The sequence below is a fragment of the Parapedobacter brassicae genome, from assembly GCF_051400755.1.
Classification (GTDB): domain Bacteria; phylum Bacteroidota; class Bacteroidia; order Sphingobacteriales; family Sphingobacteriaceae; genus Parapedobacter.
The window spans coordinates 637,564-652,647 of the sequence record NZ_JBLFFL010000003.1; the positions used below are offsets into that span (position 1 = coordinate 637,564).

At 56.3% G+C, this 15,084-nt stretch carries 12 protein-coding genes and 1 riboswitch; of the genes, 4 read left to right on the top strand and 8 right to left on the bottom strand.

Annotated elements, in window-relative coordinates; translation table 11 throughout:
• Nucleotides 1-9 precede the first annotated feature (9 nt).
• From ACMGDE_RS12015 to ACMGDE_RS12030, 4 genes are all read left to right on the top strand, one after another.
• Entirely contained in the window at nt 10-3,324 is a 3,315-nt protein-coding gene (locus ACMGDE_RS12015; RefSeq protein ID WP_436833029.1) for a UvrD-helicase domain-containing protein, read from the top strand.
• Between the two features lie 75 nt (nt 3,325-3,399).
• Complete coding sequence (locus ACMGDE_RS12020; RefSeq protein WP_436833030.1) at nt 3,400-3,648, top strand: DUF6364 family protein; 249 nt, start codon at nt 3,400-3,402, stop codon at nt 3,646-3,648.
• Nucleotides 3,648-4,064, top strand: coding sequence for a type II toxin-antitoxin system VapC family toxin (locus ACMGDE_RS12025; protein ID WP_436833031.1), 417 nt, complete (start codon nt 3,648-3,650; stop codon nt 4,062-4,064). Before ACMGDE_RS12020 ends, ACMGDE_RS12025 begins: the two co-directional genes overlap by 1 nt.
• A gap of 4 nt (nt 4,065-4,068) precedes the next feature.
• Entirely contained in the window at nt 4,069-6,978 is a 2,910-nt protein-coding gene (locus tag ACMGDE_RS12030; protein ID WP_436833032.1) for a PD-(D/E)XK nuclease family protein, read from the top strand.
• A gap of 5 nt (nt 6,979-6,983) precedes the next feature.
• Here ACMGDE_RS12030 and ACMGDE_RS12035 read toward each other — a convergent pair whose 3' ends face one another.
• From ACMGDE_RS12035 to ACMGDE_RS12070, 8 genes are all read right to left on the bottom strand, one after another.
• A complete protein-coding gene (locus ACMGDE_RS12035) occupies nt 6,984-8,018 on the bottom strand; it encodes a ThiF family adenylyltransferase (protein WP_436833033.1) in 1,035 nt (344 codons plus the stop codon).
• Between the two features lie 70 nt (nt 8,019-8,088).
• Nucleotides 8,089-9,201, bottom strand: a complete 1,113-nt coding sequence (thiH, locus tag ACMGDE_RS12040; RefSeq protein WP_436833034.1) for a 2-iminoacetate synthase ThiH — start codon at nt 9,199-9,201, stop codon at nt 8,089-8,091.
• Nucleotides 9,202-9,246: 45 nt separating this feature from the next.
• On the bottom strand, nt 9,247-10,035 hold the full coding sequence (locus ACMGDE_RS12045; protein ID WP_436833035.1) for a thiazole synthase: 789 nt from the start codon (nt 10,033-10,035) through the stop codon (nt 9,247-9,249).
• A gap of 1 nt (nt 10,036) precedes the next feature.
• The gene (locus ACMGDE_RS12050; protein WP_436833036.1) at nt 10,037-10,762 is read right to left on the bottom strand and encodes a thiamine phosphate synthase; all 726 of its coding nucleotides are present in this window, start codon (nt 10,760-10,762) and stop codon (nt 10,037-10,039) included.
• Complete coding sequence (locus ACMGDE_RS12055; RefSeq protein WP_436833037.1) at nt 10,759-11,352, bottom strand: thiamine phosphate synthase; 594 nt, start codon at nt 11,350-11,352, stop codon at nt 10,759-10,761. Before ACMGDE_RS12055 ends, ACMGDE_RS12050 begins: the two co-directional genes overlap by 4 nt.
• Before the next feature lie 9 nt (nt 11,353-11,361).
• Nucleotides 11,362-13,230: a phosphomethylpyrimidine synthase ThiC gene (gene thiC, locus ACMGDE_RS12060; protein WP_436833038.1), complete on the bottom strand. Its 1,869-nt coding sequence runs from the start codon at nt 13,228-13,230 to the stop codon at nt 11,362-11,364.
• A 68-nt stretch (nt 13,231-13,298) separates the two neighbouring features.
• A complete protein-coding gene (gene thiS / locus ACMGDE_RS12065) occupies nt 13,299-13,502 on the bottom strand; it encodes a sulfur carrier protein ThiS (protein WP_436833039.1) in 204 nt (67 codons plus the stop codon).
• A gap of 45 nt (nt 13,503-13,547) precedes the next feature.
• Nucleotides 13,548-13,651: riboswitch (TPP riboswitch) on the bottom strand.
• A 274-nt stretch (nt 13,652-13,925) separates the two neighbouring features.
• On the bottom strand, nt 13,926-14,987 hold the full coding sequence (locus ACMGDE_RS12070) for an Mrp/NBP35 family ATP-binding protein (protein WP_436833040.1): 1,062 nt from the start codon (nt 14,985-14,987) through the stop codon (nt 13,926-13,928).
• Between the last annotated feature and the right edge of the window lie 97 nt (nt 14,988-15,084).

Sequence of the window (15,084 nt, forward strand, 5' to 3'; positions counted from 1 at the left end):
ACTAGCATGATGCCTACCATTCCTCCATTAACGATGTTGAAAGCCTCCGCGGGGTCCGGCAAGACCTTCAGCCTCACGGTGCATTACCTCACGCTATTGTTTTCGGGAGAAAACAAGTATCGTGAGATATTGGCCATTACCTTCACGAACAAGGCCACCGCCGAGATGAAGGGTCGCATCATGGAGGTGCTGGAGGCCCTGGCGACGGGCAATGGGCAACACCGGGATAAAGCGCGCGGCTATCGCGAGATCCTCCTGGAGGCTTACCCGCAGTGGGATGCGCTCACGTTGCAGCAACGGGCGGCAGAAGTGTACCGCAAAATTTTGCACGACTACAGCCGTTTCGCGGTGAGTACCATCGATGGCTTTACGCAAAAGGTGATCCGTGGCTTTACCTTCGAACTGGGCATCGACGCAGGGTATAAGCTGGAGATGAACATCCGCAAGGTGAAGGCGGATCTGGTGCTGCGTCTCAACCGCCTGCTCGACGAACGGCCCGACCTGCTGCAGTGGATCATGGACTATGCGCAGGCGAAAATAGACCGGGACGAAAATTGGAATTATCGTTGGGCGCTGAGCGACCTGGCATCGGAGATCTTCAAAGAGGATTTTCAGGACTTTGATAAAGCGATCGCCAACATGCCGGCTCAGGAACTGTTCGACAGTCTCGATAGTTACTGCAAGGCAGCCATCAAGCAATTTGAAGAGTCTTTTGAGCAACTGCTCAAAACGGCTGCGGATACTTTTGCCGCCTCGGGGGTGGATGTGATGGATCTGTCGGGAAAATCGCGCAACCAGCTGGGTAAGCTGCAAAGCTTATCTGCCCAAAATCCGCATGATGTGGTCAAAAAACTGGAAAAATACATCCACACGCCGGATGAATGGCAAAAGGGTAGCCTTACGGGCCAGGTAGCGGTGCTATACCAAGCGTTGAATCCCCTGCTCGAACAGCTTGTTGAGCACAATATCGAACGGGGTCCGGACTACTACCTTGCCAAGGCGGTCGATGAAAACCTGTACTACCTGCGCCTGCTCAAGGAGATGAGTGCATTGCTGGCCGAATGGCGCAGGGATAATGGGGCGCAGCTCATCAGCGATGCGCAGATCTTGCTGAACAACATCGGCATCAACGAGTCGGGCGACCCGACCTTCATCTGGGAGAAAACGGGTAGCCGCTTCCGGCATTTCCTCTTTGACGAGTTTCAGGATACGTCGCGGAAGCAATGGGACAACCTGCGCCCCCTGCTCATCAATGCGATGGGCAATGCCACGGGCCAGCGGAGCGAACACCTGATCGTGGGCGATGTGAAGCAGAGCATCTATCGCTGGCGCAATGGGGACTGGCGCATCCTGCTGGACCGCGCCGAACGGGAGCTTGCGAAAGCATTCAACGTGGTGGATACCTCGCCGCTCGTCAGGCATGAGACGCTGGAGACCAACTACCGCAGCGATGAGCATATTGTGGCGTTCAACAACCTGCTTTTCAAACAGGCCCCCGAATGGTTGCAACGCCGCTTGAATGACCGGATATTGAGCGAGTTGGGCGAAGAACAGTATGAACGCTGGTGGTTGCCCTCCGGCAATCACGATACGATCATCCGGGCGTATCAGGACAGCCTCCAGCAATTGCCCCCGGCGATGCACAAAGCGGGCGGCACGGTGCAGGTGGATTTCATCGACGTGGAAAGCAACAACCACCGCGGCAGCGCGGCGAAGGACGAAGCGCTAAACCGCTTGGCCGATACGCTGATCGGATGGATGGCTTCGGGTACCTACCGCCCCGGACAGATCGGCATTCTCGTGCGCACGAACAATGAGGCGCGCGAGGTCATCCAATACCTGCTCGATAAGCAGCGCGAATCCGGCCTGGCTTTCGATGTCATCTCCGGTGATGCGCTGGCGTTGGCCAACCATCCGGCCGTCCGCCTACTGATCGACACCCTGCGGGCACTGGTGGGCAGGATGCCCGCGGATGCCCTGTATGTGGCTAACTGCATGCATCTGTATAACCAACTGCTGCATGGCGAAGCGGTGCTGCCCGATGACTGGGTACGGATGAGCACCTGTAAGCCGGCGCAACTGGTCGGGCTGCTGCCCGAACCGCTTTGCCGAAACTGGGAAATGTGGTCGCAGCTTCCGCTGGCCGAGCTTATCGAATCGCTCATCATGGCCTACGGGCTTCAGACGCATGCAGAAAGTCTTCCCTACCTGCTGGCTTTTCGCGACCTCGTTGCCGCCTTCACGGCTGGCGGCGAACGGGGCATACCGGCATTTCTCCGCTATTGGGAAGAGGAAGGCATCGACCGCGCACTACCTGCCACTGGCCGGGCCGACGCGGTGGAGGTGATCACCATCCACAAGTCCAAGGGGCTCGCTTTTGATGTGGTGATGATCCCGTTTTGCAGTTGGCCGATCGATGGACGCACCAATGGCAATTTCTGGGTGGACACGGAAGATACTCCCTATGCGCTTCTGAGCAAAACGCCTGTGAAGTACAAAAGCGACCTCGGCAAGTCGAGCCTTTTTCAAGCGTATTTCGAGGAGATGCTGTTCAACTACATGGACGCACTCAACACGTTATATGTGGCCACTACGCGGACACGTAAGCACCTTTACATCACTGCTCCGGGCAAGAAGGGCGATGGAGAGATCAACGCCTTGATTGCAGGCGACCTGCTGCTGGAGGTACTGCCCGACATGGCCCCTGACCTGGGCGTGGTGTTCCACGGGGGCATACGGCTGGAAAGCGCAGTGGCAGCCGGAGCATCGAAGATATCCCAGGCGGAGATAATGGCGGCCCCGGGCTGGTCATTTGATCATTACCCCGCTTCCGAACGGATGAAAGAAGAGTTGGCCCGACCGGAAATACAGGCCGAATTGGACATCGTAAGGCTGGATGCCGCCAAGCGCCATGGACAGCTGCTGCATGAGTTGATGGCGGAGGCCACTTCTTCGATCGACCTGGAGATCCGCCTGGATGCCTTGCAGGCGCAGGGCATGCTCCAGGTGGAAGATCGGGCGGACGTACGGGCCCTGGCTTTGGAAACCTGGAACCATCCGCAACTGGTACGGTGGTTCAGCGGCGATTATGAGCACTGGAATGAACGGAGCATTATCCTGTCCAACGGCCGGACTGTGCGGCCGGACAAGGTGTTGGTGAAGCGCGATGAGACCATCGTGCTGGATTTTAAATTCACCCAGCATGAGGACGAGTCGCACAGGAAGCAGGTGATGGATTATCAATTGATACTCCGGGAGATGGGCATGCCGGACGTAAAGGGGTATGTGTATTATGGTGAACTGAAGAAATTGGTACAGGTATAGGGATTACAGCCAATAATGGTCGCTTGGCTATACGGACCATTTTTATTATATTTGTACGTACAACAACAGATTGCAATGGACACGAAATTGACATTGAAATTGGACCAAGGGGTAATAGAAAGAGCAAAAAAATATGCTTCCAAGCAAAATATTAGCCTTTCCAAGCTTATCGAAATATACTTACAAGCGGTAACAACTGATTCAAATCGGGATGATATTCAGATTTCGCCGTTTATAAAAAGCTTATCCACAGGAACTAAAATCCCCCATGACCTGGATTACAAAAAGGAGTACCATGACCATGTGGCAAAAAAATATTCGTGATGCAACGGCTTTTTATCGACACCAACATCATCCTGGATTTGCTTGGAGAAAGACATCCGTTTTATGAAGCAATAGCTAAACTGGCTACGCTCGCGGATAAGGGAAAAGTAACGTTGTTCGTTTCTCCGATTTCGTTCACTACGGTGGATTATATCCTTTCCAAGTTTGATACGCCCAAAACAGCGAGGGAAAAACTGCGAAAATTCAAGGTATTGGCGGAAGTATGCGATATTGGGGAAGCCGTTATTGAAAAAGCGTTGAACTCGTCTTTTACTGATTTTGAGGATGCCGTACAATACTTCTGTGCAACTGCATCTGATTGCGAAATAATTATTACGCGCGACAACAAAGATTTCAAACAGGCTTTAATTCCTGTGATGACGGCGGATGCGTACTTGAAAAGTATAATACATTAATGCCGTGACTACTTATCCTGCACTTCCATTCCTCCGACGAGTTGCGGCGGATCTGCTGTCTCGCTTTGGTGATGAACTGAAGGATGTGGCCGTGGTGCTGACCAACAAACGGCCTATCGTCTTCCTGCGGAAGCATTTGGCCGATCTGGCGGGCAAGCCCCTGTGGAGCCCGTCCTTTTTCACCGTACAGGAGTTTATCCGCCAATCAGCCACCACGCCCGAAGCCGCACCACTGGCCCAGTTCTTCATCCTCCACCAGCTGCACAATGCGCTGCTTCGCGAAGAGGGCCGCCCGGAAGAAATGCCGGACGAGTTTTACCCGCTGGCCGAAACCATCCTGAGCGACTTCGCCCAGCTGGATTACGACCTGGTAGACCCCACCGCGGTCTTTGCCGAATTGCGCGACATTGCGTTGCTCCAGCAGCGCTTTCCGCATCTTTCTGCTGAACAGCAACGGTTTATGCGCCAGTTTTGGGAATCCTTCTCCGCAGGCAAGCAAACTGCCATCCAGCAGAAATTCCTACAGTTGTGGGGGCGCCTCCCCCGGCTGTATCAACGGTTTAAGGAAGAACTGGCCGAGCAGAAACTGGCAACCACGGCGGGTATCTACCGCGACCTCGTCGAAGGCCGCGCTGCCCGTCCTGATTTTTTGCAGGCATATACGCAGGTGGCGTTCGTGGGCTTCAACGCACTCAACCAATGCGAAGTGCACTTGTTCACCCGTTGGCAGGCCGCGGGCAATGCCCTTTTTTATTTCGATGCCGATCGGTATTACCTCGATGACGACCTGCAGGAAGCGGGCCTGTTCTTGCGAAAAAACATCCATCAATACGGACTGAAAAACGCCTTGGGCGAATTGCCCGCGGTATTGGCGACCAAAACCAACCGCATAGATCTCCGCTCGGCTTCGGGCAAGGTAGCCCAAACCAAGTTGCTCGCAACGCTGCTTGCCGACAAACCGATCGACCGGCGAGCACCAACCAACACAGCCATCATTCTGGCCGACGAGAGCTTGCTGATCCCGGTGCTGCGAAGCCTGCCCGAGCACATCGACTTCAATGTGACGATGGGTTATCCCCTGACGCAGTCTACGCTCTTCGGGTTCATCGATGGGTGGCTGGGCATCCAGCAGCAGCTTGCGGCTAATCAAGGGCGCACGTTGCATCACCTCGATGTGGAGGCAGCGATCACCCATCCCTTGAGCGGCATATCGCTTGACGAGCGGGAGGCGCTCCGGGAGAAAATCACCGCCAACCAATGGCTGGAAGTGCCGGTGGGTGAGTTGCAACTGAAAACGGGCAGCTATCCGGGGTTTTTCATGCCGAGGAAGGGCAATGATGCCTTGCTCCAAGCCCTGCATGCACTGCTGGAGGGCGTACTGGAGCACCGCCAGCGCACCCATAGCCTGCGGCATATCGAGGCCGTCCTTATCCTAGCCGCAAAAAAGGCGCTTAACCTGCTGCAAGAAGGGCTTGCGCACCACCCCGCGCTGCCTATCCCGTTTCTGTGCGCACTCATCCGCAAAGCGCTTCAAAGCCTGTCGGCGCCTATTGAGGGCGAACCCCTCAAAGGCATTCAGATCATGGGACTGTTGGAAAGCCGCTGCCTCGATTTTGACGAGGTCTATATCATCGGTGCCAATGAGGGCACCCTGCCCAAGATGACGGCAGCGCCCACCTTCATTCCCGACTCCATCCGCCGTGCTCACGGCCTGCCCGTGCTCGAAAATCAGGATGCACTATCCGCGTACTTGTTTTACCGCCTATTGCAGCACCCTGAGCACATCACCATGGTATACAATGCCGTGGTGGATGACAGCAATACCGGAGAGGTTAGCCGGTTTGTCCGCCAGCTCGCCTTTGAGAGCCGGTTTACCTTCGAGCACCGCGGGCAGCAGCAACCCATCAGCACCCTCCCCGCGGCACCATCCATGAGCGTGCCCAAGACGGGAGCGGTATGGGACAAACTGAGCCGTTACCTGGATGAGGACGACCCCGATCGACCGAAATTATCGGCATCGGCGCTGACGACCTATTTGCAGTCGCCATTATTGTTTTTCCTCCGATACGTGGCTGGTATCAAGGAACCGCCGAAGATGACCGAAGAATTTGAGATGAACCGCCTAGGCAGGGTGGTCCATCAGGCCATGCAAGATGTTTATGAGCAACTGAAAGCGGAGAGCGATACCATCACCCCCCAACGCATCCGGCAGCAGATCAACGCGCTCCCCGAGCGCTGCTTGCAGGCCTTGTCCAGGGAACTGTATGGCGAAAGCGGCCGGATCACCACGCCCAGCAGCATGCAGCGCATCCTGCTCAAGGTGGCCGAGGAATATGCGGCCGTATTCCTGCATTACGATGCCAACCATGTAGCCCCGCTGCGCATCGTGGAATTGGAGAACGAACGCGATTATTCCCTTGCATTCCCGATAACGGTACAGGGGCAATCCCGGACGGTCCGCCTATGGGGCATCATCGACCGTGTAGACGAAGTAAATGGCAAAACCCGCATCGTGGACTATAAGACGGGGCGTGATGAGCTGAAGTTCAGCGGACTGGATACGCTATTTGCACCGGCGTCGGCCAAGAGCAACAAAGCCATGATCCAAACCCTCTTTTATACCTTTGTATACGAACAGGTCACCGGAAAAAGGGAAGTGGAGCCCAACCTATACATCGCCCGCAAGCTACGCCAGGAAGGACCGTTGTTTTATTTTGGAGGCCGCGGCAGTTTCAAGGCAGCGGGGGAGGCATTGGAAGATATCAAGGCGCAGTTCGTAGCATTCCTGCGGCAAACGCTGGAGACGTTATTTGATCCGGATATCCCCTTCCGGCACAATCCGGATGCGGTGCTGTATCCCGAAGATCCCTACCGGGAATTCATCGGACAGCCGCTGCCCACGGAAGACGAATAGCTGTGCTATTGCAGCCCCTGCGCTTGCGCCGCTATCCCGTGCTGCTTGGCCAGCTTCACAGCCATGCGGCTCCGCTCGCCGGAAACGCAGAAAAACACGACCGGACGCCCCGAGACCGCCCATTCGTCCACACGGGCGGGCAATTCATACAGGGGGATGTTGATATGGGATTCCACATGCCCTTCCTCATATTCCCAAGGTTCACGCACATCCACCAGCAAGGCATCGGCTGGCAGGGCCGTGGTTTTGGTGGCCGCGACCTCTTCTCGGGCCGATCGATACGATGGCTGCAATGTCTGAATGTGCCTATTCTCCTCGATGGCCGAAAACGTGAACAACTGGTAGCCATTGCCGCTAATATCCACCAGAAGCAATTTGCCCGACAGCACCTCGCCATAGCCCCCCAGCACTTTGAGCGCCTCGTTGGCCATGAGCGTCCCCACGATGCCCGGCAAGATATTGAGCACACCATCGATGGCGCACGAGCCGCACATCGTCGGCGGCTCGGGGTACAGGCAACGGTAGGTCGGTCCGCCGCGGTAGTTGAATACCGAAATCTGTCCCGTATAGCGGTCGATCGCACCCGACACGAAGGGCAGGTTCATGATCACACAGGCATCGTTGACCACGTAGCGTGTTTCGAAATTATCGGTACCATCGATGACCAGATCATAGCCATCCAGGAGTTCTAATGCATTGCGTTCACAAAACGCTTCCGTGTAGGCAACGACACGCCCCAGAGGCTGCTGTATCCACAGCTTCCGCACGGCCGTTTCCGCTTTGCCTTTTCCCACATCTTCGGGTGTGTACAGCACCTGCCGGTGCAAATTGTGATAGCTTACCGTGTCGGGGTCGACGATGCCGATATGCCCTACCCCTGCCGTAGCCAGGTACTGCAGCACCGGGCAGCCTAACCCTCCGGCACCGACCACCAACACACGGGCATCCCTGAGCCGCTGCTGCCCCGCCCTACCAAAGCCAGCCAATTTCAGGTGGCGGTCAAAATAATGTTCCTCCACCTTGGAGAGCCGTTGCGTCATTTGATACTCCTTCCGATCAAGCCTACCGTTTTTTCGAGCGCCTAGGTCTTACAAACTTAAGAGATTTTGCTTACAATTGCAACGCCCGATCCCAGTCTTTCCAAACCGGTTCATATCCCGCATCCTTGATCGCCTGTGCCACCGCTGCGGGACTGCGCCGGTCGTCGATCTCAAACTGCTCCAAGCTCTGCGGTTCCACGGTATACCCGCCCGGATTGGTCTTCGATCCGGCGCTGATGGAGGTGATGCCCAGTTTGATGATGTTGTCACGGAAGGTCTGGCTTTCGCGGGTTGACATGGACAGTTCCACCTCGCCGTTGAATAGCCGCCATGCACAGATCAGCTGCACCAGTTCCCGATCCGTGATGACCGACTTGGGTTGCAGGCCGCCAACATGCGGGCGCAGGCGAGGGAATGAAACCGAAAACTTACTCTGCCAATACGTCTTTTCGAGGTATTGCAGGTGCAGCGCCGCAAAGAAGCTATCTGTCCGCCAATCATCCAAACCGAGCAGGGCGCCGATGCCCATTTTATGGATGCCTGCCCTGCCGATGCGATCAGGGCATTCCAGCCGGTAATCAAAATTGGCTTTCTTCCCTTTGGGGTGATGCTTGCGGTAGTCGTCCCGGTGATACGTTTCCTGATAAACGAGCACCGTATTCACACCCAAGGCATGCAACTCGGCATAGTCCGCCTCATCCAACGGCTGCACCTCCATGGCGACCTGCTGGAAATGCTGCCGCACCAAGGGCAGTATCCTGCGGAAATAAGGCATCCCCACCAGTTGCTGCGCCTCGCCCGTGACCAGCAGGATGTGCTGGTAGCCCATTGCCTTCACCGCGAGCAGTTCCGCCACGAGCTCCACGGTCGTCAACGTCTTCCTCGGGATCTGGTTATCCAAGCTGAATCCGCAATAAGTGCAGATGTTTTGACATTCGTTTGAGAGATACAGGGGCGCATACAGCTGGATAGTCTTGCCGAAGCGCTGCTGCGTCGCCCGCTGGCTCATGGCCGCCATTTGCTCCAAGTACGGTGCCGCAGCCGGTGAAACCAGCGCTTTAAAATCGGCCAAACTGCGCGACCCCCGGTTCGCCAACGCACGCCGCACATCCCCATCAGTCATCCCATAGATGGACTGTAGCTCCTCATCCCAGTGGTATTGATTGAATATCGGCGTAAACATATCTCCTGTCTAATGTCTCATGTCTGATGTCTCCTGTCTCTTGTCTCACGTCTGTTGTCTCACGTCTCCCTCCAGAAACGCCGTCAGCGGACTGGTAGGTGCCGCCGCGGCCTGTTGTCCCGCTAATCCCGCTACAAAAGCCTGCCGCCCCGCCTGCACAGCCCATTTGAATGCCTCGGCCATCGCCACCGGATCGCCCGCGGTAGCCATGGCTGTATTGACCAGTACAGCATCCGCCCCGAGCTCCATCGCCTCCGCCGCATGGCTGGGTGCGCCGATGCCCGCGTCTACGATCACCGGCACATTGGCCTGATCGACAATGATCTGCAGCATCTCCCGCATGGCCAGTCCTTTGTTGCTGCCGATAGGCGCTCCCAGCGGCATCACCGCGGCCACGCCCACCTCTTCCAAGCGTTTGCACAGCACCGGGTCGGCATGGCAATAAGGCATTACCACAAATCCCAGCTTCACCAGTTGCTCCGCCGCGGCCAAGGTCGCTATGGGATCGGGCATGAGGTATTTCGGATCGGGGTGGATCTCCAATTTCAGCCAGTTGGTTTCCAGCGCCTCCCGCGCCAGCTGGGCCGCAAATACCGCTTCCCTAGCATGACGCACGCCCGATGTATTGGGCAGCAGGCGGATGTGTCGGTGGTTTAAGTGCCCCAGCAGGGTATCTTCTTCAGCGGCATGGTGCACGCGTTTCAGCGCGACAGTCACCAGCTCGGTGCCCGACGCCAGCAGGGCCTCTTCCATCGTCTGATGGTTACCGAATTTACCCGTTCCCGCAAACAAGCGGGATGAAAAAACCCGATCGGCTATTTTCAGTGTATCCATTTTATGGGTGGTTAGTGGTCTGTGACCGGTGATGGGTGACCGGTGATGGGTGGTCTGTGACCGGTGATGGGTGGTCTGTGACCGGTGATGGGTGGTTGGCGGTCAGTTGCGCGAGGATGGCTCGGCATGCTGCCGACCGGTCTATGGCCGCGTGTATGGCGTTGGAAACCGCAACGCCGGCTATTCCCGTATTCATCAGCCTGCTGACGTCTCCGGACGTAATCCCGCCAATGGCGATGATGGGGATGCGGATACCCTGTACCTTCGCCGCAGCAACAATCCGGTGAATGCCCTCGCCACCCAATACGGGGCGGAGCTTTTCCTTCGTCGCGGTGAAGCGAAAAGGGCCCAACCCGATATAGTTGATATCATACTCGCTCAGCCGCAATACGTCATCCAGCGTATTGGCGGTGCAGCCGATGATCTTATCAGGACCCAGTAACTTTCTGGCCTCCAAGGGATGCATATCTTCCGCCCCCAGGTGCACGCCGTCGGCATCCACTTCATTAAGCACGGCGACATCATCGTTGATGATCAGCTTCGCACCGTATCGCCTCAGCACCGGCAGCATCTCCTGCGCATCGGCCGTCCGTTCCCCGGTGCTGGCCTGTTTCATGCGCAGCTGTACCCAGCGGCAGCCGCCCCGGCAGACATCTTCTGCCTGCTGGACGACCGGGTAACCATCCCGCGGGTCCGTAATGTAGTGAAAGGATTCTATCGCGTTCATATCGTGTTATTTAAATGTGTCGCCACCGCTTGGCAAGTGCTGAACGATTTCAGCGGACGCCCGTCCTCCCAGATATAGCCCATCAGGGCGGCGGCCTTAAAGCCATGCTGATGTACGGTAAGCAATCGTTCGGGCGTGATCCCGCCCAGTGCTACCAACGCCAGCTTGCCCATCGGCTTAGGGATATCGAGCAACAGCGCATTGCCCAGGTAGCCCCTTTTGGAGATGCTGTCAAACACCGGGCTCACAAACGCCCGGTCGGCTACCTGCGCAGCAGCGGAGGCTTCGGCACCAGTGTGCGTCGAGCAGGAAACCTGCCCCACATCGGCCCGCTTCCCCTGTTCAAGCAGTAGCCCCAGCGGGAGGTGCACGCCCAGCAGATCAAACTCCCCGCGCAATGCGGCGTGACCGTGGACGATGATGCGCCGATGGAAACCGGCATCAACCTTCCGCAGCAGGGCACGTATCGCATGGGCGCTTGCCTGCGGCTTGCGGAGGTGGAGTATCGGCAACTCCGCTTCGAACAGGCAGTTCAGCACCGCGGCTTCGCCGTCAAAAAAATTGTGCCGTGTAATGACCACCAATTGCATGTCTTCCGATCAGGAGTACAGTTCAAAATTATTTTCCCTGAACTCCCGCGCTTTCTCATCCATCCCCTTTGCCAGCGCATCAGTGCCCTCCACCCCTTTCGCCTGCGCATAGTCCCGCACATCCTGCGTGATCTTCATGCTGCAGAAATGCGGACCGCACATGCTGCAAAAGTGGGCCGTCTTAGCCCCTTCAGCGGGCAGTGTCTCGTCGTGGTACTCCCGCGCTGTATCCGGGTCGAGCGCCAGGTTGAACTGATCTTCCCAGCGAAACTCAAACCGTGCCTTGCTCATGGCATTGTCCCGGTGCTGCGCCCCGGGATGCCCTTTGGCCAGGTCCGCAGCATGCGCCGCGATCTTATAGGTGATCACCCCATCTTTGACGTCCTTCTTGTTGGGCAGCCCCAGGTGCTCCTTGGGCGTCACATAGCACAGCATAGCGGTGCCAAACCAGCCGATCATGGCAGCGCCGATGGCCGAGGTGATGTGGTCATAGCCCGGCGCGATATCCGTGGTCAGCGGACCCAACGTATAGAAGGGCGCCTCCTTGCACACGGCCAGTTGCTTGTCCATATTGGCTTTGATCATGTGCATAGGCACATGGCCCGGTCCCTCGATCATCACCTGCACATCGTGCTGCCACGCGATATCGGTAAGCTCGCCGAGGGTTTCCAGCTCAGCAAACTGCGCTTCGTCATTCGCATCGGCGATGGAGCCGGGGCGCAAGCCATCGCCGAGCGAGAAGGCCACATCATATTGCTTCATGAGCTCGCAGATTTCCGCAAAGTGGGTATACAGGAAGCTTTCCTGATGATGCGCCAGGCACCATTTGGCCATGATAGATCCCCCGCGGGAGACAATGCCTGTGACCCGTTTGGCGGTCAGCGGTATATAGGGCAGGCGCACGCCCGCATGGATGGTGAAATAATCAACCCCTTGCTCGGCCTGCTCGATGAGCGTATCCCTGAAAATCTCCCATGTCAATTCTTCTGCTTTGCCATTTACTTTCTCCAGTGCCTGGTAGATGGGCACTGTGCCGATGGGCACCGGGGCGTTGCGGATGATCCACTCACGGGTCTCGTGTATGTTCTTCCCGGTAGAGAGGTCCATCACCGTATCGGCCCCCCAGCGGATGGCCCATACCATCTTTTCGACCTCCTCTTCGATGCTCGACGTCACCGCCGAGTTGCCGATATTGGCATTGATTTTCACGAGGAAATTGCGGCCGATGATCATGGGCTCGGTTTCCGGGTGATTGATATTGGCCGGCAACACCGCCCGGCCCGATGCGATCTCTTGCCTGACAAACTCGGGCGTAATCCATCCCTGATGCGCATAAGCCCCAAAATTGAGTCCCTTGTGCTGCTGCCACATCGCATTATCCTTGCGGTAACACGCTTCCAATCGCTGGTTTTCGCGGATAGCGACAAACTCCATCTCCGGCGTGATGATCCCCTGACGCGCATAATGCATCTGCGATACATTTTTCCCAGCCTTGGCCCGCAGCGGCTTGGCCGCGTGGGCAAACCGGAGGTCCGTCAATGCCGGGTCGGCAAGCCGCGATCGGCCGTACACGGAGGTGATCTCCGGCAGCTCCTCCGTATCCTGCCGTGCGGCGATCCACGGGGTGCGGATACGGGATAGACCCCGCCTGACCTCGATGTCCGCCGTGGGGTCGGTATACGGCCCACTGGTATCATACACCGTCACCGGCGGATTTTCTTCCACCGCATTTCGGAAGCGGTCCGTGGTTTTTGAAAGCGCAATCTCCCGCATGGGCACGCGGATATCATGCAGGTTTCCCTTTACATAGATTTTCGTCGAATTCGGGAAAGGCGTACGGGTGATGGACGCTTCGTTGGGCAATTTTTCAGTTTTCATTCGTCATCTATTTTTTTAATGGCTTCATTCATCGGGTTTTACCATATCGTCTCCGGGCGGATGGACGATCAGCCGCCTTGCGCGGCTTTGATGATGATCATGCGATCATTGGGATGCAACACCGTCGTGTCCCACTGTCGTTGGGGGATGACGGCGTCATTTACGGCGATCGCGATACCCCTGATATGCGATACGCCATAGTCCTGCAACGCTTGTGCAAGCGTACTTTGCGGATTGAGTGTAATGAGTTGCTGATTGATCGTTACTTCCATGGCATATTGTACAGTTTATGCCTTAGGGAAGTCACGATGAAGTGTGAGGATTCCGTTACTTTTCCCTTCGCAGGTATTATCCTGAGCAGGTTATGAGGGTTATTCTCAGCCTCCCGCCTTTATGGCGGGGAGCACCCCTAAAGCATTGTAGTCAAAGGTAAGGTTTTTGTGTTATTGCTGCAAGCGTTTTTTCCGTCGCTGGCCGCGACTGGGCCTTGGTACTTTTTTCGGCAATTGTTTGTTTTCAATGGCCCTCAAGCTTGCTGCGCAGGTTGACCGCAAAAGTACCACAAAAGGGAGATTCCCTGCGGGCACGTTGAAAGGAGGTGGCTTCGGTTCGCTGCCAGGCATACGGCAACGGATTGCAACGGAGTAGGCAGCCGAAAACCGGAGCGGCTTAACTTACCTATCGGCAGCGACTCATCAAACTATAGCTTGCGCAATCGCCAATTGCTGCGCCACCTTGCCAGCAATCTCCAGGAATGCTTCGGCAGCGGGGTTATCCTCATCCATCATCACTGGCAGGCCGCTATCACCCGAGTCGCTGATGCTCTTCACCAAGGGGATCTCCCCCAGAAACGGGGCGTTGAACCGCTCGGCCAGGCGCTTGCCACCATCCTTGCCGAAGATATAGTACCTGTGGTCGGGCAGTTCCGCAGGTGTGAAATATGCCATGTTTTCCACTACGCCGAGCAGCGGGATGTTGATCGAATCCATCAGGAACATGCCGATGCCCCGCACGGCATCCGCCAGCGCCACATTTTGCGGGGTGGTTACGATCACCGCCCCGGACACCGGGAAGCTCTGTGCCACGGTGATGTGCACATCACCCGTCCCGGGAGGCAGGTCTACCACCAGGTAGTCCAGCTCACCCCAATCGGCATCATTAAATAGTTGCTTGACGGCCGTACTGACCATCGGGCCGCGCCAGGGCACCGGCTGGTTGGGGTCGGTAAAAAATCCGATCGACAGCAATTTCAATCCATATTTCTCGATCGGCTCAATTTTCGTCTTGCCATCGGCGGTCTTGGACGCCTGAGGGCGCGCGCCCTCTAAGCCGAACATCATCGGCAGCGATGGTCCGTAAATATCCGCGTCGATGAGTCCGGTTTTAGCCCCTTTGGCCTGCAAGGCCAATGCCAGGTTGGCAGCCACCGTCGATTTGCCTACGCCGCCCTTGCCCGATGCAACGAGTATGATGTTTTTGATATTATGCAGCTGGTTGCCCGCTTTACCCACCACGTTTGATGTCATGTTGATATCTACCGCTATGGATTTATCGACAAAAAGGGCAATGGCATTGCGGCACGCGTGCTCGATATGGCCCTTCATCGGGCAAGCAGGCGTGGTCAGCACGACATCAAAGCGGATCTTCGACGGCGTGATTTCCATATTCCTGATCATATTCAGTGTCACCAGATCCTTCTTGAGATCGGGGTCTTCGACATGGCTCAGTGCATGCAATACTTGTTCCTTCGTGATCATCGCTTTATCGCTGTTTAGCGGTACAAAACTAAGGAAAGCGAAACACAAACTTGTCATATCTTTGTTTTTAATGATATTTATCCCGTATTTAGGTGCC

Excerpts from the sequence above, each read along its gene's own strand:
- ACMGDE_RS12015 (WP_436833029.1), top strand. The coding sequence starts at position 10 with ATGCCTACCATTCCTCCATTAACGATGTTGAAAGCCTCCGCGGGGTCC.
- ACMGDE_RS12050 (WP_436833036.1), bottom strand. The coding sequence starts at position 10,762 with ATGAACGCGATAGAATCCTTTCACTACATTACGGACCCGCGGGATGGT.
- ACMGDE_RS12035 (WP_436833033.1), bottom strand. The coding sequence starts at position 8,018 with ATGACGCAACGGCTCTCCAAGGTGGAGGAACATTATTTTGACCGCCAC.
- ACMGDE_RS12045 (WP_436833035.1), bottom strand. The coding sequence starts at position 10,035 with ATGGATACACTGAAAATAGCCGATCGGGTTTTTTCATCCCGCTTGTTT.
- ACMGDE_RS12070 (WP_436833040.1), bottom strand. The coding sequence starts at position 14,987 with ATGATCACGAAGGAACAAGTATTGCATGCACTGAGCCATGTCGAAGAC.
- thiC (WP_436833038.1), bottom strand. The coding sequence starts at position 13,230 with ATGAAAACTGAAAAATTGCCCAACGAAGCGTCCATCACCCGTACGCCT.
- ACMGDE_RS12020 (WP_436833030.1), top strand. The coding sequence starts at position 3,400 with ATGGACACGAAATTGACATTGAAATTGGACCAAGGGGTAATAGAAAGA.
- thiS (WP_436833039.1), bottom strand. The coding sequence starts at position 13,502 with ATGGAAGTAACGATCAATCAGCAACTCATTACACTCAATCCGCAAAGT.
- ACMGDE_RS12025 (WP_436833031.1), top strand. The coding sequence starts at position 3,648 with ATGCAACGGCTTTTTATCGACACCAACATCATCCTGGATTTGCTTGGA.
- thiH (WP_436833034.1), bottom strand. The coding sequence starts at position 9,201 with ATGTTTACGCCGATATTCAATCAATACCACTGGGATGAGGAGCTACAG.
- ACMGDE_RS12055 (WP_436833037.1), bottom strand. The coding sequence starts at position 11,352 with ATGCAATTGGTGGTCATTACACGGCACAATTTTTTTGACGGCGAAGCC.